14 protein-coding genes and 1 pseudogene are annotated in these 21,815 nt (G+C 35.1%); 1 reads left to right on the top strand and 14 read right to left on the bottom strand.

All coding sequences use genetic code 11. From position 1 onward, the window contains the following. The 9 genes and pseudogenes from MR054_RS16650 to MR054_RS16610 form a co-directional block, all read right to left on the bottom strand. A pseudogene (locus MR054_RS16650) lies at nt 1–148 on the bottom strand (sugar kinase); the annotation flags it as partial. Between the two features lie 71 nt (nt 149–219). Further along, a complete protein-coding gene (locus MR054_RS16645; RefSeq protein ID WP_242158962.1) occupies nt 220–1,023 on the bottom strand; it encodes an SDR family NAD(P)-dependent oxidoreductase in 804 nt (267 codons plus the stop codon). Further along, nucleotides 998–2,398 (bottom strand): glucuronate isomerase, encoded by a 1,401-nt coding sequence (uxaC, locus tag MR054_RS16640; RefSeq protein ID WP_242158961.1) that lies wholly within the window; start codon nt 2,396–2,398, stop codon nt 998–1,000. Before uxaC ends, MR054_RS16645 begins: the two co-directional genes overlap by 26 nt. Before the next feature lie 178 nt (nt 2,399–2,576). After that, a complete protein-coding gene (locus tag MR054_RS16635; protein WP_242158960.1) occupies nt 2,577–3,797 on the bottom strand; it encodes an Nramp family divalent metal transporter in 1,221 nt (406 codons plus the stop codon). Nucleotides 3,798–3,864: 67 nt separating this feature from the next. Beyond that, entirely contained in the window at nt 3,865–5,226 is a 1,362-nt protein-coding gene (locus MR054_RS16630) for a glycoside hydrolase family 88 protein (protein ID WP_242158959.1), read from the bottom strand. Nucleotides 5,227–5,249: 23 nt separating this feature from the next. Continuing rightward, the gene (locus MR054_RS16625) at nt 5,250–5,972 is read right to left on the bottom strand and encodes an enoyl-CoA hydratase/isomerase family protein (RefSeq protein WP_242158957.1); all 723 of its coding nucleotides are present in this window, start codon (nt 5,970–5,972) and stop codon (nt 5,250–5,252) included. Nucleotides 5,973–5,989: 17 nt separating this feature from the next. Next, complete coding sequence (locus MR054_RS16620) at nt 5,990–7,531, bottom strand: acyl CoA:acetate/3-ketoacid CoA transferase (RefSeq protein WP_242158956.1); 1,542 nt, start codon at nt 7,529–7,531, stop codon at nt 5,990–5,992. 33 nt (nt 7,532–7,564) lie between these two features. Then, nucleotides 7,565–9,061 (bottom strand): aldehyde dehydrogenase family protein, encoded by a 1,497-nt coding sequence (locus tag MR054_RS16615; protein ID WP_242158955.1) that lies wholly within the window; start codon nt 9,059–9,061, stop codon nt 7,565–7,567. 10 nt (nt 9,062–9,071) lie between these two features. Further along, nucleotides 9,072–9,995, bottom strand: coding sequence for a GRP family sugar transporter (locus MR054_RS16610; RefSeq protein WP_242158954.1), 924 nt, complete (start codon nt 9,993–9,995; stop codon nt 9,072–9,074). Nucleotides 9,996–10,250: 255 nt separating this feature from the next. On the opposite strand from MR054_RS16610, the gene MR054_RS16605 reads away from it, so the two are divergent. After that, complete coding sequence (locus MR054_RS16605) at nt 10,251–11,261, top strand: LacI family DNA-binding transcriptional regulator (protein WP_242158953.1); 1,011 nt, start codon at nt 10,251–10,253, stop codon at nt 11,259–11,261. A gap of 299 nt (nt 11,262–11,560) precedes the next feature. Here the strand turns inward: MR054_RS16605 and MR054_RS16600 are convergent, their stop codons facing one another. The 5 genes from MR054_RS16600 to MR054_RS16580 all read right to left on the bottom strand — a co-directional run. Further along, nucleotides 11,561–12,223, bottom strand: coding sequence for an NUDIX hydrolase (locus MR054_RS16600; protein ID WP_242158952.1), 663 nt, complete (start codon nt 12,221–12,223; stop codon nt 11,561–11,563). A gap of 142 nt (nt 12,224–12,365) precedes the next feature. Continuing rightward, nucleotides 12,366–15,065, bottom strand: a complete 2,700-nt coding sequence (locus tag MR054_RS16595; protein ID WP_242158951.1) for a PQQ-binding-like beta-propeller repeat protein — start codon at nt 15,063–15,065, stop codon at nt 12,366–12,368. Nucleotides 15,066–15,473: 408 nt separating this feature from the next. Continuing rightward, nucleotides 15,474–17,051, bottom strand: coding sequence for a RagB/SusD family nutrient uptake outer membrane protein (locus MR054_RS16590; protein WP_242158950.1), 1,578 nt, complete (start codon nt 17,049–17,051; stop codon nt 15,474–15,476). A 12-nt stretch (nt 17,052–17,063) separates the two neighbouring features. Further along, the gene (locus MR054_RS16585; protein WP_242158948.1) at nt 17,064–20,165 is read right to left on the bottom strand and encodes a SusC/RagA family TonB-linked outer membrane protein; all 3,102 of its coding nucleotides are present in this window, start codon (nt 20,163–20,165) and stop codon (nt 17,064–17,066) included. A 934-nt stretch (nt 20,166–21,099) separates the two neighbouring features. After that, nucleotides 21,100–21,815 (bottom strand): PQQ-binding-like beta-propeller repeat protein (locus MR054_RS16580; protein ID WP_242158946.1); only part of this gene is annotated, 716 nt, incomplete at its 5' end.

Below are 21,815 nucleotides of genomic sequence, written 5' to 3'. Positions count from 1 at the left end.
CATCCACCCCGTAATTGGCTAAGGAGACAGCCACATTGGACTCGCCCCCACCGTAGATTACATCAAAACTACTGGCCTGTGAAAATCTTAAAAATCCTTCCGGGGCTAACCTTAGCATGATCTCCCCAAATGTCACTACTTTACTCATTGATATTTAATCATTATTTATAATAAATATATTTATCGTAAATACTTTAAATTTATACTTGTTAAAGAGTACTAACTAAATAAAAACCCTCCGTTAATATCTACATTGTTTCCTGTTAAATATGAAGATTCATCACTAGCTAAAAAGGTTACCAAATTGGCTACCTCCTCTGGACGACCTTCACGTCTCAACGGGGTCATTTTTGCAACATTAGTACGCACTTCATCTTTTGTGAAATCATCATGAAACCTTGTTGCAATCATCCCGGGGGTTAATGCATTGACACGTATGCCTTTTGGCCCCAATTCTTTAGCCAATCCTCTCGTAAATGAAGAAACTGCCCCCTTAGACGCTGCATATAAAAAAGCTCCAGGACCTCCCCCATCTCTACCTGCTTGAGATGAAAAATTTATTATTGATGATCCCCTATCCATAAATGGAACAAAAGCTTGCGTAACAAAAACACAAGACTTAAAATTTACATCCATAATTAGATTGTATAAGTTTTCATCAATTTCAGCAATTGTTTTCCTTGCAAACAATCCACCTGCTACATTTACCAATATATCTACTTTATCTCCAAAAGCCTCAGTAGTTTTATATACTAATTTATTAATGTCATCCAATTTTGACGCATCTCCCTGAACACAAATAGCTATACCTCCAAAAGCTTTAATTAACTTAAGAGTTTGCCTGGCATCTTCTTTACTGTCAAAATAATTAATAACAACTTTAGCACCTAGTTTTGCCAATTTTAAAGATATCTCTCGACCAATATCTCTGGCTCCTCCCGTTACAACTGCTACTCTTCCTTCAAGTTTTCTCATATCTTTTAGATTTGATTTTTGTTTAAATATTGAAATATTCTTTTGCATTATAATAACTAATATCTGAAACTATTTTCCCAATCCAATTTATGTCCATTGGCAGCTCACCTCTTTGCATTTCATCTCCTAAAAGATTACATAAAAGGCGTCTGAAATACTCATGTCTCGGAAAAGACATAAAACTTCTAGAGTCCGTTAACATTCCAATAAAACAGCTAATAAGTCCCATATTAGAAAGAGCATTTAATTGCTTAATCATACCGTCTTTTTGATCAAGAAACCACCACCCAGACCCAAACTGAACTTTACCTTTAATGCTACCATCATTGAAGTTGCCTATCATTGAGGCCATAACTTCGTTATCTGCCGGATTTAAATTATAAATTATAGTTTTTGCCAGTTTATCTTTAATATCAAGTGTATTCAAAAAGGCCGATAACTTTTTGGCTTGTGGAAAATCTCCAATTGAATCCCAACCCGTATCTGGACCTAAAATACGGTGCATCCGTTTATTATTATTTCTCAGTGCACCTAAATGGAATTGTTGCACCCATCCATATTCGTGATAAGATTCACATAAAAAAATTAAAATTGCACATTGGAATTTTAAAGCTTCCTCTTTACTGATTTCTATATTTTCTCTTTTCTTTTCAAATATAGAGCTAACTTCATTTTCTGTATAATCTTCAAAAAAGATTTGATCCAATCCATGATCGCTAATCCTACATCCTTTTTTATTAAAATATTCCATTCTATTCTTTAAAGCATCACATAAATCACTGTATCTCTCAATCGATATCCCAGCTACTTGACCCAATGTGTCAATGTACTTATTAAAATCCTTGTTTAAAATTAGGATGGCCTTATCAGGTCTAAAAGCAGTACTTACTTTTACTTCAAAATCACTATTAGCTAATTTTTGATGATGCTCTAATTTGTCCGTAGGATCTTGAGTAGTGCATATGAATTCTGCATTTATTTTTTTTAGCAACCCTCTACAACTGTATCCTTTAGTGTTTAATTTTTCTTGAGTTTGTTCCCAGATTTTTTCAGCAGATTTTTCATTTAATAAATCATAAATCCCAAAATATCTGGCAAGTTCTAAATGTGTCCAATGGTATAAAGGGTTGCGAATTGTATAAGGTACGGTTTTTGCCCATTTTAAAAACTTGTCCTTGTCTGATGCATCACCTGTTATAAACATTTCATTTATCCCAATTGTACGCATAGCACGCCATTTATAGTGATCGCCATTGATCCATGCACTTGTGATATTATTAAAAACAGTGTCGTCTGCAATTCGCTGAGGTGATAAGTGATTATGATAATCAATAATTGGTTGATTTTTAGAATATGTATGATATAATTCTTCAGCATATTTATTTTCTAACAAAAAATTATCATTTATAAATTCTGCCATCATATTAGTTGTTATATTAATTAATGATTTGAAAATCTATTAATTGTAATTATATTCTCCCCATCATTCTAAACTACGTGCTAAATTAATCCACCAACGTACTTCATTGTTTTTAATTAAAATGTCATTCGTTTATTTTAAATAACATATAACTTTTACTTTTTAAAAAATTCACTTAATTCTATGAAAACATCACAAGAAAGCCTTTAATGGATGTAACCATCATATAACAGTTAAATATAAAGGTAGCGCCCAAGGCCAGGTTTAAACTTAATCCTACCTTGTATTCAGCCATTACACTCTTTTTATTCAACAAAATCATTAGAACCAGAGTAATTAAAGGCATAATAAACGGGCTAAAGGCTTGTGAAGCAATTAAGATCCATACCGGTTTGCCTCCCATAATTGGAACTATTAGACATGTCAATGCCACCAAAACCACAATCATTTTGAATAATGGTCGCTTCATATTTCTTGCAGTATGGGTATAATCAGATATTAGCCACGGAAACAAAAGAAGGTTAGGAAATATGGAGGAAAGTCCTGCGCCTATAATACCAAATGTGAACAGAGACATTGCAAATTCACCAGCCCAAGGGCCTAAAGTATTCATCATGTCAGTGGCATTATTCACCTCAGTCCCGGTGAAATAAAGTGTCCCTGTTGCACTTACCATAATAGCAAAACAGATAACAAAAGTCATTATCATAGAAGATACAGCGTCCTTTTTTTCAGCAGCCATGTCTGATATTCCCCATTTCTGTTCTTGTACAAGAATACTTCTAGAAGCTAAGCATACCCCCGCCATTGTTGTCCCTACCATGCCAGAAATTATTAATCCAGAATTTTCAGACTCAGGAATCCTTGGAAAAAACTCAACTATCGAGGCTGTAGTTTCTTTCAGCACCATAACGCTCGTTAATACAAAGGCAAGCGCCATAATACCAACAAAAATAGCCATAACATTTAGAAAATACTTATGCTTTCCCATCCAAAACAGACCAATCAGAAGGATGATGAAAAATATCGATACTACTATATTATTCAAAAATGATATTGTGGAATATTCTTGTATCCAACCAAGGACCACTTCAGTCATTACACCCATAACCCCAACACATGAGGATACAATTGAAACGAGCAAAGCAAACATTATAAATACAGTAAATCCAGAACCAATATATTTTCTAAAATTATATAATAAAGTTTCACCTGAAACTATTGTCAGCTTGCTAATGGCTGCAAGAAGAAAATAGGTAAAAAAACAGGATAAAAACAAAGCCCATACTAAACTTAACCCAAACTTTGCTCCAGATACCACCATAGATGTAACGCTACCAGTTCCTACTACATAACCTATAATAAATAAAGCTGGCCCTAAATTTTTAATTATCTTACTCAACTTTAACATCACCTCAATGTTTTGATATATAAATAATCATTTTAATGTTTTTTTACTTATTACATATTTAAGATAAATGCTCGAAAAAAGTATAATATTTTCCATTTATCATTTTCTGAACTAAAAGGCATAACTCGGTCATATGGTAATCTCCCCACATGCTAGACTCGTCTGCCGGAACTTTCTTCCCTTTTGGAATTTGATCCCAGCCATTAGGGTTATGGTAAATGGAATGGCGTAAAATACCTTGATGCATTGGATCCAGAGCCAAATAGTCTTTGCCTAATAGTGTCTTGATTACCGTTAGTCCCGCTTTAGAATATTTGACAGATGCATCTCTATCGACATCAATTAATAATTGTCCAAGTCGCATTAGACCTTGCGCTCCTATGGCTGCGGCTGAACTGTCAATTGGTTCATAATCATTATAAATTTCAGCTGGTCTATTTTGATAATCTCCAAGTTTATGAATTTTAGATGCTCCGGTGTCCCAATAGGGGATTCCATCAGAAGAAGTATGATTAATATAAAAATCGCATGTCGATTTTGCTGCTCGAAAAAATGTTTCTTTAACTTTTTCGATACCGTCGAATTTAATTTTTTCTTTAATTAAAAATTCTAAAATTTCAGTAAATCCAACCATTGCCCATGCCAGTCCACGAGTCCATGTAGTAAAACCTGAATAACCTTGTTGAGTATTAGGGCAACGATATTCGCCATCATTCATATTAAAAATAGATTCATGAGCTACACGACCGGAAACATCATAAATATCGCGACCTTCACCATAGTATACTGAATATTTAGCTGTTGTCATACCATGTATGATAACCCTCTTAAGTAAATTAATTTCCTTATCATTCTCGTCCAACATACGATGACCAAGCTTATGAGCAGCTAACAAAATTCTACAGGTTCGAATAGTATCAACAAACAATGAATGTGGCCCGTTGAACGAATATATAAATCCCCCACCTTGAACTCTCGACCACCTTTTGGCCTGCACTGAACCGGACATAGAAAGAGCTAAACGATAAAATTTCTTTTCCTCTTTACTTGCCTTAAATTTATCTTGATTGGCCAGGCGTAACAAATTACCATAAGTACTCATATTATTAAAACCATGATCATGCACACCAAAATGACTCAAATGATGATCCATATTTGCAATCGTCTTTTGTTTGCCAAATCGCAACATATCTTCATCCCCTACAGCCTCGGCAATTAATAATGGTATTCCGTATTGAAAACCTTGAGTCCATTCAGTCCAACCACGTGAAGTATATTGTCCATTAATTGTAACCACTGGAGATCCTTTTGAATAATCATATTTGTCATTCAAAAGTATTACTTTACTTTTTGCTAATTTCCAGTAACTAGCAAGTTGTTTTTCTAAGGTATTAATTGTTATACCAGAGTCAATTATCATTTGAAGTAAATTTTTGTATATTTTTAAATACCTGTTTCTTTTGCTATTTGCATTGCCAATATATCAAAATCGATATCGGACCCAGAAGTTGTTCTCATTTCGTCCATTATTGCTGCTTTTGCATAAGCATATGCAATTGGTTTTATTTTCATAAGACGATCCATAAAGGCATTCAATAAGATTTCTTCTTGACCTTCCTCAAGTATTTTTGTAATAATACCAATTGATTTTGCAGTATTAGCATCTATCTTTTCACTTAATAATATAAGGCGCTTTGCTTCAGCTTCACCTATCAATTTGCGAAGTCTTGTCATACCGCCCCACCCAGGTAGCCACCCATTGGATACCTCAGGCATTGCCAATACTGCTTTCTTCGAAACTAACCTAAAATCACATGCCAGAGCCAATTCTAATCCACCACCCAAAGCATAACCATTAATATAAGCGACGGTAGGCTTTTTTAAGGTCTCTATTGCATTATTTATGGCATTGCCTAATTCTATCCAATTCTTAGCTTCATTAGAACCAAGCCCATTAAACTCTTTGATATTTGCTCCAGATGAGAATGCTCTATCCCCCGCTCCTCTTATAAGAAAGGCACGAATCTTAGAACTTGTACTAGCATTTGTTACGGCTTGCATCAAATCGTTCAGCATTTCAACTCCTATACAATTGTATTTTTCGGGATAATTGAGTGTTACCGTAAATAGTCCTTTTTCTAACGAAGTCAATATCATATTGCTCATATCTCTCTTATTTTTTGTTAAAGCCCCAAACAACCAATCCTAAATATTGACGAATCCATGATCTTAACGGATTTATCAATTAACGGCGTGAAATCCATCATATCAAGTACATCAGTTTTCAAATCCACTCCTGCAGCGATTTCAATCAGTACGAGGCCTTCATTTGTTAGTTTAAACACTGCCCGTTCTGTAATATATAATACATGTTGCTCATTTTCTAATGCCAATTGACCTGAAAAAGTAATCTGTTCTACATGATTAATAAATTTATTGAACTTACCAGTATTTTCTATTTTCAATCCTTCATCGGTAATTTGAATTTTTGATTTAACGGAGAAAGAACCACAAAACACTAATTTCTTGGCATTTTGTGAAATATCAATAAATCCTCCACAGCCTGTTAAAACATTTCCAAATCTGCTGGAGTTTACATTCCCGTACTTATCTATTTGTGCGAAGCCTAAATAGGCAATATCTAGCCCACCCCCATGAAAAAAATCAAATTGATAGCCATCATCAATTATTGATGACGGATTATACATCGCTCCAAAATTTAGCCCCATAGTAGGAATACCCCCAGATGCACCTTGCTCAATCATAAAAATCATTTTATCCGTAATCCCCTCCTCTTTGGCTACAACAGGTATTCCATCTGACATTCCATATCCCAGGTTTACAATGGCTCCTTTGTACAACTCCATTGCCGCTCGCCTACTTACTATACGTTTAATTCCCTCAAGTTGAAATTCCTTATCAGTATAGTACTTCTCTCTATGGACTAATGCCTGGTCAAATTTAGAAATGAAAGTCATTCCTTGTTCCTTGTCTTGAACTATGTAGTCGATAAATATCCCAGGAACTTTGACCTGGCCCGGTATACAATGACCTTTATTAATGTTTTTTACTTGAGCAATAACGATTCCATTATTGATTTTTGCCGCTTGTGCAATGGATAGCATTGAGAAAGAACCTACCTCTTCCTCCATAGTCAAGTTACCCTCAGAATCTATCGAAGTACCACGGATAATTGCAACATCAATTTTGAATGAATTATAAAATAAATAATCTTTCCCATTGATTTTTATTCGCTGTACAAGGTCTTCTAAGGTAACTTCGTTAATCTTTCCTCCGCCATGTTCAGGATCCACAAAAGTCTTTATTCCCACTTGACTGATGACACCAGGTTTATTAGACGCACTCGCTCGCATCAAATGACTCATAATGCCTTGTGGAAAATTGTATCCTTTGATTTTATTTTCCTTTGCTAAGGTAACCATCTTAGGCGCATTACCCCAGAAACCCCCAATATTGGTGTCAATTAAACCTTCATGTGCTATATGGTTGAGCCCCTTAGAATCATTATCACCAATACCACAAGGATGTATTGTTTTTAATTTTCTAGGATAACCTGTTTTTACAAATCTAGCACCAAGAGCATCCATTACTTTATCTGGGACGGCATGTCCTGCTCCAGCACCTCCGAAAACAACAGTATCACCATCTTTAATGTGCTTAACAGCTTCCTCAGCTTGTAATATTTTAAAGGAATTTACTTTCATATTTAATAAGTTCTCTATTTTGCTGATTTAAAATTAACTTCCATAGGTCCAATTACCGGAAGCAGGATTTGATTTTATGAGGATTGATTTTGTTTCCATAAATTCATTTATACTTTGTGGACCCAATTCTCTTCCAAGACCACTTTGTTTCATTCCGCCAAAAGGAATTTCAGGATAACCAGACATCCAATTATTTACCCAAACAGTTCCGGCATCGATATTTCTAGTCATTATCATTGCAGTATCTAAATCCTTGGTCCAAACTCCTGCAGACAACCCATAAACCGTATTATTCGCTATTTCAATTGCCTCCTCATTAGTTTTAAATGTAAGTATTGAAAGTACAGGTCCAAATATTTCTTCACAAGCAATATCCATTTCCGGCTTAACATCAATGAAAATAGTAGGCTCAATGAATAAGCCTTTTTTCGAAGTAATTCTATTACCGCCTAACTTCAATGTAGCCCCTTGAGCCTTTCCTGATGCTATATATTCCATAATTTTATCAAACTGTTTATTATTTATGATAGCTCCTACTTTTACCTTTGGATCTAAAGGGTCCCCCACCTTAACTTTTTTTGCATGAGTAACTACTTTCTCTATAAAACTAGTCACCACTTCTTCATGAATAATAATACGGCTACCACTATTACAACACTCTCCCATGTTGAAGTAAATCCCAAAAACTACAGCATCTATCAAAACATCTATATCCGCATCAGGAAAAATAATCTGAGGATTTTTACCTCCTAATTCCAAAGTAACTTTTTTAAGATTCCCCGCAGAGGCTCGCACAATATGTTTACCTACAGCAGTGCTTCCTGTAAAAGTGATCATATCGACATCATTACTTTCAGCTAATGTTTGACCTACCGGATTACCATAACCAGCCAAAATATTAACAACACCGTTTGGCAATCCAGCTTCTTGGAGTATTTCACCTAATAATAAGGTCGTACCGGGGGTTAACTCTGATGGCTTAATTACAGCTGTGCATCCAGCAGCCAAGGCTATAGGTAGTTTCTGGGATATGATTAGCAATGGAAAGTTCCAAGGGGTAATCATACCGACAACCCCTATGGGTACCTTTTGCATCATAACTGTCATATCATTTCCTACATTGGTATTTGCTTCTCCCGCAATGTGTCTCGCCAGTGTCGCTGAATAATCCCAAATTCCCGCTGCCCATTCCATTTCATCAATAGCCTGAGAAATAGGTTTACCACTTTCCAAGGTTTCTATTAGAGCAAGTTCTTCAGCTCGCTCTCTAATAATGGAAGCCGTTTTTCTAATAATTTTTTCTCTTTCAGCACCTGTTAGATGCGACCATTCTTTACTTTTAAAAGCATTTCGAGCTGACAAAATAGCGATTTCAGTATCCCTTTGATTACTCAAAGGGTAACATCCAACCACTTCTCCGTGTCCAGGGCTGATACGCTCAAAAGTTTCATTACTGGAAGATTCAACCCATTTTCCATTTATAAAATTTTTATATTCCTTGTGTTTCTCTGGTAATCTGAATGTTTTCATCTTTATTATTTTAACCTATAATACTTTCAAAATTCATTAATATTACGCCTCCTGTTATGGCTATAATCACCCCAAGCAGGGTCAATTTCGCTGCTTTCGAATTGGGTTTTGGCTCCTTTAATATATAAACGCCAACAAGAGCATTGACCACAACACACAATTGCGCAATAGTGAACCCTTTACCAGCACCAATTAACTCCACTAAGGCCAAAGCCCCATAATTACCTACACCCCATAAGAACCCAGTGCTAAGCACACGGAAATAATCAGAAGTTTTTTCTAATTTTGGAGATGCTCGTGAAATGAGCATTAAAATCAGGCTTCCAACAAACATTCCAAGCGCAAGGGGTAAAGTACCAATCCACATATTAAAACCTTCAAATGCTGCACTCGAGTTTTTGGAACCCCAAATTATTGGAATAAAATAAGTAGCAAAGCCAACTCCTGCCCCCATTGCTCCCAAAAGTCCAATGAATTTTGATTTTCCTTCAGTCTTTTCAGAAGTTGTACCTCCGGAAAAAATTATAAGAAGAATACCAATAACTATGATGGTGAAAGCCAATAAGGCTAAAAGAAGAGCGTTGAATTTTATATCTGAAAATTCATTAAACAATAATGCCCCCCACATTATTGAAACGACAATATTCATGGGTGCCCATATTCCAAAAGCTTTAGCCATTCCAAGGTTTTTTGTTCCCACAAAAGCACTCCAACCACTAACAGCCCAAATAAGTCCGCCTATAAAAGGATACCACATTGTACTAGAGTTAAGACCATCAAAACCAACAAAAATTGAGGCTATTAATGCAAGCAGCAATACCGCAATGGTAACGTAAAGTGTTCGTGTTTGCTGATTTTTGATTTTTACATTTTGTGATGGGGCAATCCATGTTCCCCACGCTAGAATCGCCACAAGGGCATAAACTATTTCCATAATTCAATACTTTAATTTTTTATGACTCTTTATAAATGTTAGGGAATTACACAAAACATTATTCCCTAATATTAGTCAATAATACGAAAAATATATTACACGTGTGATATTATTATAATAAAATATCATAACTTATATTGTAAAGTATAGTAATGAGCTAAAAACAATAGCTTTTATTCTAAAAATTCTTATAAATAACGGTTTTTATATTATCTTTGGGTATTACACGAGTAAAACTATTGCAAAAGAATTATTTTGAAAATCAATCAACAATATATTGCTGACATTCTCAATGTATCGAGAGTAACAGTTACAAAGGCGCTTCAAGACCACCCAGACATTTCTAATGATACTAAGAAAAAAATAAAAGAACTTGCTGATCAACTAGGATATATTCCCAGTGGAATAGGAAGAAGTCTGTCTACAAAAAAAACCGATACTCTTGGTATTATTGTGCCCAAAATAAACCATTCATTTTTCTCTTCTGTTATAGAGGAGTTATATCGCAAGGCAGCTGAACTAAATTATCAAATCATATTAATGGTCTCTTTTGAAGATGAGGAAATTGAATTTCAAAATGTTAAGACCCTACTTTCTATGAACGTGGATGGTATTTTAATTGATTCTGCATCTTCCTCCGTTTCCGACCGCGCTTTTTCTTTAATTGAAAAACATAGAAAACCACTTTTATATTTTGACAGAAAACAGCGTAATATAGATAATTCCGGTATTTTTTTCGAAGATTACAAATTATCGTATGACTTAACTAGTGAAATAATTAAAAGGGGATACAAAAAAATAATGTATCTCAGTGGTCCCCAGCACATCAATATTAGTTATGATCGTTTAAATGGTTTTAAAGACGCCATGAATAATTCAAATCTGAGTATCCCTAATGGTTGGATAATAAAAACGGATTTGGATAAAAAAAATGCTATGGAGTCTTTTCTCCTTTTTCTTCAAACCCATAACGAGCTTCCTGAAGCTGTAATTTGTGTGAACGACTCCGTGGCATTGGGAGTTTATGAGGCGTGTTATAAAAAAGGTATTAAAATACCTGATGATATTGGGGTCATGGGATTTGGTCATGTTAGAATTTCGAACCTTGTGCAGCCCCCTTTGTCCACAGTTCAATTAGATATCAAGAGCGCTAGTACAATTGCTATTGAAAAATTAGTACAACTGATAAAATCATCAAACGAACTTATAGAAGATCAAATAGTGGGTGGCACCATCATTTTTCGTGAAAGCATAACAAGAAAATAAAAGAGGCCTACAAAAAAGTTGTCACTAAAATAGGTTTTTTTAGAATATTATTTGTTAAGAATACGTAACCTTAATTCATTTATTTGATGGAGACCAAAAAATATTTATGTATTTCATATTGTATACTTTTAAATATTTTCTGAAATTAACTTAAAATTCAATTATTCGAATATCGAAGTGAATTAACCTCACCCCCGTTATTCTGGAAAACTCAATAAAAACAAATTAATCTGTTTTTTGACAATTTCTTAATAACATTTTTTCAGAGGACATTTCTCTAAAGATTTTTTCGGTAAATGTCATTCGCTTAATGGATAAAAATCTTCTTTGATAGTCACGGCATGGTTATTAACATGCCATTTGTCTAATTTTCGGTCTTCATATATAGAAATATGCATTGAAGCTCCCCACACATAAGATTTTTTTTCAAATATTTTTTTAAGAATCATCTTCATATGCTTTATAGGGATAACATTCAAGGCCTCGTCCAACGAAAACCAAGCAACATCGGTACATCCTGGTGGGACTTTCAGATCTCCCCATTCATATCTTCCACTATAATAATTAAAGATAACAGGATTTAATACATCATTTTTATAAATTGTGAAAAGTCCTCTTAGAGAAAGGTCTTTAAATGTAATACCTATTTCTTCCGCCATAAGGTTAGTAAATTCTCTAATACTTTTTCGGGAATCAATATACTTCATTCCCGGAAGCTCCCAAATACCTTTATATTTTACTAAAAGAATTTCATCTGAGGCGTTAGTGATAGTGAGCTTGAAATGAGAGTAATTCTCTTGTTGTGAAATGCCTTGAATTGAAAAGGCAAAAGTGCATAATACCAGTAATATAATTTTAATTACGAAACGTTTCGAAATCGAATATAAATAAGGTAATAGGAAAAATTTCTTAATATTTGCAACAATTCTAAAATATAAAAATATTAATATTGAAGTCTTCATTGGTAATAACATTTAATTGTTAAGTCGATTTTCTAAGTTCAATTGCATAGAACAAAATTGAATGAATCGTTCATAAAGAATGAAATTTCACTTGTAAAGGAACTCTAAAATCTTTGATTTTCTCATATAACTGTTTTGAATATTATTCAATTGCATGGATATAACCATCACTGGACAGTGCGTATAATTTGTTTCTATAAATACATAATGTAGCTTCTTCCAAATTACCAAGTTTATAGATCCAGTAAGGTTTTCCTGTCTTTTGATCCAGAGCATGTAGATAAGGGTAATTACTTGATCCAATATACACCCTGCCATTTGCTAAGGCAGGTGCAGTAACACCACCACCATCTGGGTAGGTCCAATTTATTTTTTCTGTTTCCATATCTACACAGTAAACTCTTGACAGTAAAGGCGGATTGGAAAATCCTATCCCAGCCTTCGCAGTGAAAAATCCTAAACCTTTGTGAAAAGCAGGAGAAGCTTGAAAATTATGAATCCCTTCTATCAACTTCCTATTTTTGTTTCCTTCGGAAAGCAACTCCCCTGTTTTAGAGTTGTAAATAGCGAAAATATTTTTATAACTTGGAAGATAAAGTTTATCCCCATCAGTGATCAAGGTTCCAGAATCAAGACTAGGTGCTTTCATCTCCCATTCAACCTCACCCGTTTTTTTATTAAAAGCATATAGCGTCCTACTCCACGAGCCAAAATAAACTATGTCACCCTCAATTGCAGGTTCTGCGGGTATAGACTTTGCGGTTGGATACATCCAAATAATATTTCCAGTTTTACCATCCAGGCATACTGCATAACCACTAACAGTCGGAACATAAACTAGTCCATCATCGACTGTTGCCGATCCCCAAACCCAACCCCCTGGCAAAGTTTGCTTCCAAATCAATGATCCTGTTTTGGCATCATTGCAATAATAAAATCGTTCTCCTCCCTGCTGTCCAGCATAAACTTTTCCATCCATAACTGCAGGGGCAACCGATATGGCTCCACCCATTTCAAATTTCCACAATTCCTGACCTGTATCGGCATCGACACCATATAGGAAGCCTGCAGGACTTCCAAAATATAGCATTCCATCTACTGCAGTGGGTTTGGATTGGTAATAGGTGCCTCCCGATAATTGATCTGTAAAAACCCGTTCCCCGTCATCCCTAAAATTCGCCTTTAAGATACTATGCTTCCAGAGTTGATCTCCTTTTAGGTTAAAGCAGTAGGTGATCAAATGGCTATCATTTAATACGATCCTATTTTCACTCAATGCCAAGTCTGCATATATTGGATGTGTACTAACTTTTTTCTCAAAAAGCAGATCTCCTTTCTTGTCAAACCCGTACAATCTGCCACTAACATCCGCAACAAAAACTCCCTTATCGTTTAAAACTGGATTTGAACGCACCCAATCCCTCGTTGTGGCTTGCCATAAAATATCACCATTATTTAAATCTAAGCAGTACAAATTTTTATTTGCAGAGCCCATATATAATTTCCCAGCTCCAATTACACCAGTTGAAAAATGTTTTCTTGCCCGCTTTTCAATGGACTCAACTTTGGTAAACCACTGTAATTCACCTGTTAACTCGTCAAGGCAATAAATGGTTCCATTATTCGAGCCAAAATAAACCTTCCCTTCGTGAACAACAACCGAAGTGTTAACTGCCCCATCAGCATTGAAACTCCATGAAATAATTCTTTTGTCATTTCTATCATCCATTTCTATGGCGTAGACACTTTCATCCACTTCAGTGAGGTTAAGCGCGTAAACAAATCCTTCCATAGTCCCTTGAAAAACCATTTTTTCAGTCATAACAGGTTCGGCCAAGGCATCAATATTGCCAACATTGAAATCCCATATAAGCTTTTCATTATTTTTATCCTTACAAATCAACCGATTAAAGTTTTGGCAAATTGCAGGTTTACTATAAATATCTGCAACCCCAAACGGATAGACTACATAGTTATCATTTGAGGCTACTGGGGCATATCGAGTACGATAATCTACATGTCCAGCATATGACCGATTTAAGGTTTTTCCTGTTCTTTTGTCGATGTAAACCAAGTGCTTAGCCTGCCCCTGATTTCCGCCATGAGAATTAACCTCCCTTAGGATGATTTTATCGTCTTGTATGACAGGGGTCGACATAATTGCAGGATATTTATATGTCCCGAAAATGGGGTGATGTTGTGTCGATTTCCAAATTTCTCTTCCAGAATTTAAATCAAGACAAAAACTTGTGGTTCTCATACCTGGCGAAGATAAGTAAACACGATTACCTTCTAACACCGGCCTAGAGTACCATCCAAGCCCAATAGGAAATTTCCAGACATTCCTACCGTACCTAGGTCCAGATGCCTCCGTATACCCATTATTGTACTTGTTGGCTTGAAACATGGGCCAATTCGCTTCCAAGTCGCCATCTTCAGGAAAATCCTTACCTTCACTGTCATATGGTGTAAAGATCGTTCCATATTGAAATAAATGATGTTGAATCTTCTCCAGTTTTTCGTACCCTCGATCTACGACTTGACCAATTTCCAATAGCACCTGTTCATCTATTTTTGATCGATTGTACCCCACTAGCTTATGAAATTTCTGATCTATTTCCCAAAAGCGGCTAACATCAGCTCCTTGCTCCTGAAGAGAGCCCATCCATAAATACATGAGTAGAGCCCGTTCTTCGTAATTATATTGATTGCTCGGGTCTTTTAGAACTCTTTGACGTAAAGAATCTATTTCTAAATCGCCGCTAGAGACAAATTCGATCTGGGCATTAACTAATACCGACAATAATGTTAAAATAATAATTGTAAATCTTCTAAATATCATATACTTACCTTTTATTTTTAGATGAACAATCAACAATTTATAAAACAAACAGCCCATCGTGTCTACGACACTATTAATTGATTTCATTTAATTAATACAATAATGAATATCTATATTCAAAATATCATTTTCCTTATCGCTACCATTTTCATTCGTCTGAAAACAGACTGATAAAAACTCGGTATTATTTCTTTATACTGTTTTAATATTTAGACTTTCTTATAAAAGCTATTTATACTAAGAGAAGTTTTAGATATAGGAATGCAATAAATGAATTAATTTTCCTGGCATAAAAGTTTAAGTTATTTTCAATTAATTAAGCCGCAGAAAAATTACTTCTGCGACTTAATGACATAAACAAACTAAACTCAAACTAAATTTTTAGTTAAATCGAAAAAGGTGTTATTATTAATTATACCCAGGGTTTTGAGGATAAACATTATTTGTACGTTCTATTTGCTCAAGTGGAATTGGACGCAACATATGAAAATCTTTTATGTGATTTTGTCCGCCGTAGTGATTGTATAATTTCACTCTTTCCACTAGTTTGCCTAACCTCTTTAATACAAACCATCTCCGTCCCTCAGCAAAAAGTTCTCTCCCTCGCTCATCCAAAATAAAATCCAATGTCAATTCTGTAGCCGTTATTTCCATATCACTTTCTTTTCCATCCACAGCTCGTTTCCTTCTTAGAACATTCATTGTTTCAACAGCCTCAGAAATTTTACCCTGATGAAATTGTGCTTCACATAAAACAAGATACATGTCCGCCAATCGTTGAAGTACCAAATCCCTACTGGGGTTCGTTCCAAAATTTTCACGTGAATCATCACGTATCTTAGTTGGTTGTGGCCAAGCTGAATCATCAGCTATGAGATCATTAACATCATATATCACATAAGGTTTACTCGCCTTATATTCAGCTGTTAATACATCAATAGAATAATAAAGTGCAGTATCCCCAATTTTTAATCCATTTTGTGCCGTTGCTTCATTCTGTACTCTCCAAACTGATTTCAGTCCTTCCCAAAATCTTCTGTCCTTTGACTTATCCCATAGACCATAAAAATAGGGTGTTGGTTTGAAAGCTACCCATGTACCACCATCTTTAGGGTTACTAACAAGTCCTGGATGTTTTGTATACCATGGGGTAAAAAGATCATTTTCACGATTTCTCCCTGATATTAAAGGATCTTGTGAAAAGGGAATGGACCAAATAGTTTCAGAATTACTTTCGTTATTCATATCCCACAATTCTGCGTATGAATCCGTTAACGAAAAGGAATAATCATTGATTATACTTTTTGTCAATGTTTCAGCTGTAGACCAATCTTCTAAAACCATTGCTATTCTAGCCCTAATCACTTTTGCAGCTGCTTGGGTAGCCCTACCAACATCAGCTGAAATTGGAAGGTTTGCCGCCGCAAATTCAATATCTGGAATGATCACGGAATCGTAGATCTCGCTGGCAGGTGTACGATTCGCCTCTATTTCAGCGGTTACTGTTTCTTCAGTTGTTAAATGTACATCACCAAAATTCTGAACGAGCTGAAAATAATTGAAGGCTCTTAAAAACCGCGCTTCAGCCAAAATTCTAGACAGTTGATCCCCATCAGTAACGACTTCAGGGGCTCTACTTATAATAGTATTACAAATATTTATACCCTTATAATAAACCCTCCATGCCTGGGCAAAACTTTGGTGAGCAGAGTTATGAGTACCATCATAATTATGTTCTGGTCTAGTTCTACCTGATCTAGCCGCGCCATAAAGATCCGTTCCAGATTTAAGTAGTGCTATTCCAAGTAGGGTGCCATAATGTGACTTTAGTTCCGCGTATGCTGAAGTCACAGCACCCTCCATTCCATTTGCATCAATGTAAAATGTATCGGCAGTTATGCCAGAAACAATTTCCTCTTCCAATACGTTACTGCAACCCATTAACAGCAACAAACAAACTGAGTATTTGAAAAATATTCTTTTCATAATTTTTTTGTTTTAAAAATTCACGTTTACTCCTATACTAAATGTTTTAAGTGGGGGGACATTTATTCTATTGTTAAAATCATGATAAATATCTCCTGAATCACTTTCAGTATCAATGGTTATTCCATCTAACTTCTTTTTGAAAATAATTGCATTATTAACTCCAACATAAATCCTTAGACTTTCGAATGGTAATCTTGGTATATTTTCTTTATTTAACGTATACCCTAAATTTATATCACGTATCTTTAAAAAATCTCCATTTACATAGGTATTAGCTTTCGAAAACTGCAATAATGTATGGTCACTTTCTGCTGGTCTCGTATTTATAGGGTTGTCTGGACGCCAGTAATCCCTATTTAGCCCATTGTGAATATCCTGTGCAGGTCCAATTGTAGTTAAATAGTCACTATATCCATCGTGTATCACCAAATTTAATCTAGCCACTGCAAAGACAGTTAGATCAAAATTTTTGTAATTAAATGTATTGTTCCACCCAACTACCCATCTAGGTGTAGGTGAGCCTAAAACCACTCTGTCTTCAGCAGAAATCACGCCGTCATTATTTTGATCCTTGACTTTTGTTGTACCGACAATTTGATTATAGGAAGCAGCTTCAGTCGCCTCATTTTCTTGCCAAACACCTGCTGATTCATAATAGTACCACGAATTTATAGGTTGACCGATAAACCATCTATTCCCAATATCATCTTCAGTTCCATTATATAATTCTACGATTTTCTCACGATTGTAAGCTGCAGTTAAGTCACTACTCCAGTTAAGCCCATTGGAATTAGATATAGGTGTGGTATTTAAAGTAATTTCAAAACCATTGTTTTCTGTTTTACCAACATTCTGTAGAATATTTGCAAAGCCGGATGTAGGAGGCAATTGCCTACTTAAAATTAAATCGGAAGTATATTGTTTATAGGCTTCTATAGATCCGGAAACTCTTCCATTGGCAATGCTAAAATCAAGACCAAGATTAAATGTATTGGTCATTTCCCAATTTAAATTTGGATTTGCCAATTCTTCAGGAAAATATCCAAATGCATTATTAGCTCCAAAATTATAACTTGCCCTACCAAGACTTCCCCATGTTTGATATGGTGAAATACCAGTATTCCCAACACGCCCAAAACTTAACCTTAATTTTAAATCATCAAACGTATTTTGTTCGCTCATAAAATCTTCATTTGTTATGTTCCATCCAATTGCAGCTGAGGGGAAATAACCCCATTTATTACCTTCTGAAAGTCTTGAGGAACCATCTGCACGCATTGTAGCAGTAATGAGGTATTTGTCATCAAAACTGTAAAAAATTCTACCCATAACTGACATCAATCCCCATTCTTGCAAGTCACTGCCAACACCACCAATTGTTTGAGCAGAACCTAAATTATGAAATTGTGAATTATAAGGTAATTCTTGGACATTTGCATTAAGTAATTCTTGAGTATTTTGTTGGGTACTAAAAAGACCCGTAGCCATAATATTGTGTTTATCAAAACTCTTGTTATACGTTAGAATATTTTCAATTAGAACATCTTTTATATTATCCCTTGTCTGTGATGCTCCTGCTGGTGCTCCATAATTATATTGAGGAGTTGAATAGTTTCCAGTTCGATTGTATCTAAATGAAGTAGCTAAATTTAATCTATAAGTTAGGGAATTTGAAAATTTTACTTCTCCATAAAAATTAGGGTTTACCTGAATCCATTCATCTTCGGCAGCATATTCACCAAGATATTTGGCGACAGGATTCATTGTGTTGTTTCTTTGAGGGCCATTCTCTACATATAATTCCCCATTCTCATCATAAGGTTGAGCCAATGGACTAAGCCTTATTGCATCCATCATAAGTCCATTTATTACTGTTGACGATATACTGGCATCCAGAATTGGGTCTAATGGATCATCATAAACACCATGATTTCTCTCTGAATAAGTGACATTTGTTGAAGTTCCTATTTTCAACCAGTCGGACACTTGATGGTCCAAGTTAAGACGGAAATTAAAACGACTGTAATCCCCTTGTGGAACAACCGCTTCTTCATTAAAAAATCCTCCTGAAACTAAAAATTGTGTTTTCTCGCTACCACCAGAAAAAGATATTTGATGATTTTGCCTATTGCCAGTGTTAAAAACATAATCCATCCAATTCGTGTCAACTCCATTTTGATATGCCTCCCACTCCCAATCTTGAAAAACTTCCTGATCGCTGGTGTAATTACCCATATACTTAGCCACATCGATACGTTGTTGTACATATTGCTCAGCATTTCTTGTATCGATCTCACCATATATCTCTGTTATACCATAATATGAATCTAAAGTGACTCTAGTTTTTCCAGTTAGTCCTCTTTTCGTTGTTATCAAAAGGACTCCATTAGCTCCTCTAGACCCATAAATAGCAGTGGAGGATGCATCTTTTAGAACTTCTATAGACTGCACATCGTTAGTGTTGATATCATTTAAGTTACCTGGAAATGGGATTCCATCTAACACCAATAAAGGCTGATTCGTTGCTGTAATGGATCGATTACCACGAATTCTAATTTGGGGAGCGGCACCAGGACTTCCTCCAGCACTGGTAATATCAACACCTGACACGCGTCCTTTCAGGGCATCTGTCACAGCCAAAACGGGTGCAATCGCTAAATCCTTTGCTTTTACAGATGACACGGCACCTGTTATATCTGACTTTTTCATTTTTCCATATCCTACCACCAATACTTCGTTTAAAGCTGCAATATCTTCCATCATAGTGACATTGATTTCGCTCCTGTTTCCTATTGTAATTTCTTGGGTTACAAATCCAATATAGCTGAAAACTAATTGTGCATTTCCATCATTCACATTAATTGAATAATTTCCGTCAAAGTCTGTCTGTGTCCCTAAAGTAGTTCCTTTTACCAAGACATTAACACCTGGTAACGGTATTCCATCATTCGACATTACCGTTCCAGATACAATAATCTGTGAATGTATTTCTATTTTTGTGCCACTCGAAGAATTGGACGAGGCCATTAATGTCTCAGGAAAAAATCCAAAGAGCATATAACTTAACAGACTAAATCTGATAAGATTTAATGAGTATCGTTGTAAATCCATATTTTTTAGTTAGTGTTAGATAATAATTTAGTTAGTATTCTAATTTTATTATGCGATTAGACCTTTTCCAATTCATTTACCAAAAAGTGAATAATTAACGCCTTTTACATAAATATTACACGTGTACTACAAATGTAAAGCTTTTTTTCTATTAACCTAATACTTTTTAAAGTTTTTCCAATTTAATCTGGATAATCTATGATAAATATATCTAAGTTGTAGGAAAATTGCTTGAAACATTAACAAACATCATATATTATTGAAGCTTTAGTTGAAATTAATATTATATTGTTAATCAATGTTAAACGGTATGGAATTGTAATTTTGTATTAAGTATCCTCTGATATTGTTTAGTTTCTTATTAATTTCAATAACTACTAATCGTATTCTTATTTTACTCGTGTAATATTTTACCGATTATAACAGATGAAATAATTGAAGAGTTTTTTCAGTTGGTATTAATAACTAACTTTTTGCTCTTCCTTAATGGATAAAAATTCTAATTGTTGTATCCTAAATAGCCATTTATCTGTTTTCTTTATTGTATACTTCATTTAATTTTCTCGAAATAAATGAGATTTCAAAGTAACAGCCATTTTCAAGTTTAGCTGCTAGAAATTTTTCCTTAGCTCAATCAATCCTCCAACTAAGGCTTTGAACCATAAATTTTAAGTAATAAAAGTGAACTAACTGATACAAAAAATATAATAGCTTTTTATAATCCATTAGCATGTATTATTATCCTCAACTATCGCACAATTATATGTTTAAACTAATTCAATAAATTATTTAACTATATATGCTCCTTATTTAATTAATGCATTTAGGAAATATATGAAACTATTAAATACAGAAACTATCCATTGTAATTTAATTTACTACACAAGAAATCCTTTGACCATTACTTTTAAATTTATGGACTTATAAGAAGTAACTACTTAAAACAATAAGCATAAGAATCATCAGCAATGAAAAAGGCTTTGTCTCCATAAATAGTCGTACAAGATTCTGCTCCACGGCCACCCATTCTATACTGCCAGCGTATTTCTCCTGTCTTGGCGTCCCATGCCCTAAAATAGGGGTCCATTCTTGTTGCCATAAAGACCAGGTTGTTACCCAGTGCAGGCCCTGAAAGACCTCCAAAAGGAAGTTCATACTGTATTTCTCCTGTTTTCAAATCAAGAGCTACAGTCCTCGCATACGTTGTAAACCCTACTCCACCTGTATCAACAATTAGGTTTGTGCCGTCAGTTGTAGGTGAGGTGTTGCTGCCCACATTGTCCAAAAGCCATATACTTTCCCCTGTCAAAGCATTCACAGCGGAATACTGAAAACCATGAGCCCCACCACAGTAAAACACACCATCATATATAAGTATGTTACCTGAATCAGTCTTCCCTGCACCAATGTTGTATTTCCATTGAAGTTCTCCGGTTTGTTGATCAAAGGCATAATAATCATGATTTGAACCAAAATATACAAGGTTTTGATAGAAACCAGGAGTATTATACGAAAGTCCAAGACCAGCCTGGTACTGCCAGATAACATCGCCAGAATTTGCATCGGCACAATAGAAGGTGCCTCCTTCTGAATTGAGATATACCTTTCCGTCTCCCAAGCCATTGGCTGACGCCCATACGTGTCCGAAAC

The organism is Aestuariivivens sediminis, assembly GCF_022662105.1.
GTDB lineage: Bacteria > Bacteroidota > Bacteroidia > Flavobacteriales > Flavobacteriaceae > Aestuariivivens > Aestuariivivens sediminis.
This window is presented reverse-complemented; position numbering and strand designations above follow the sequence as displayed.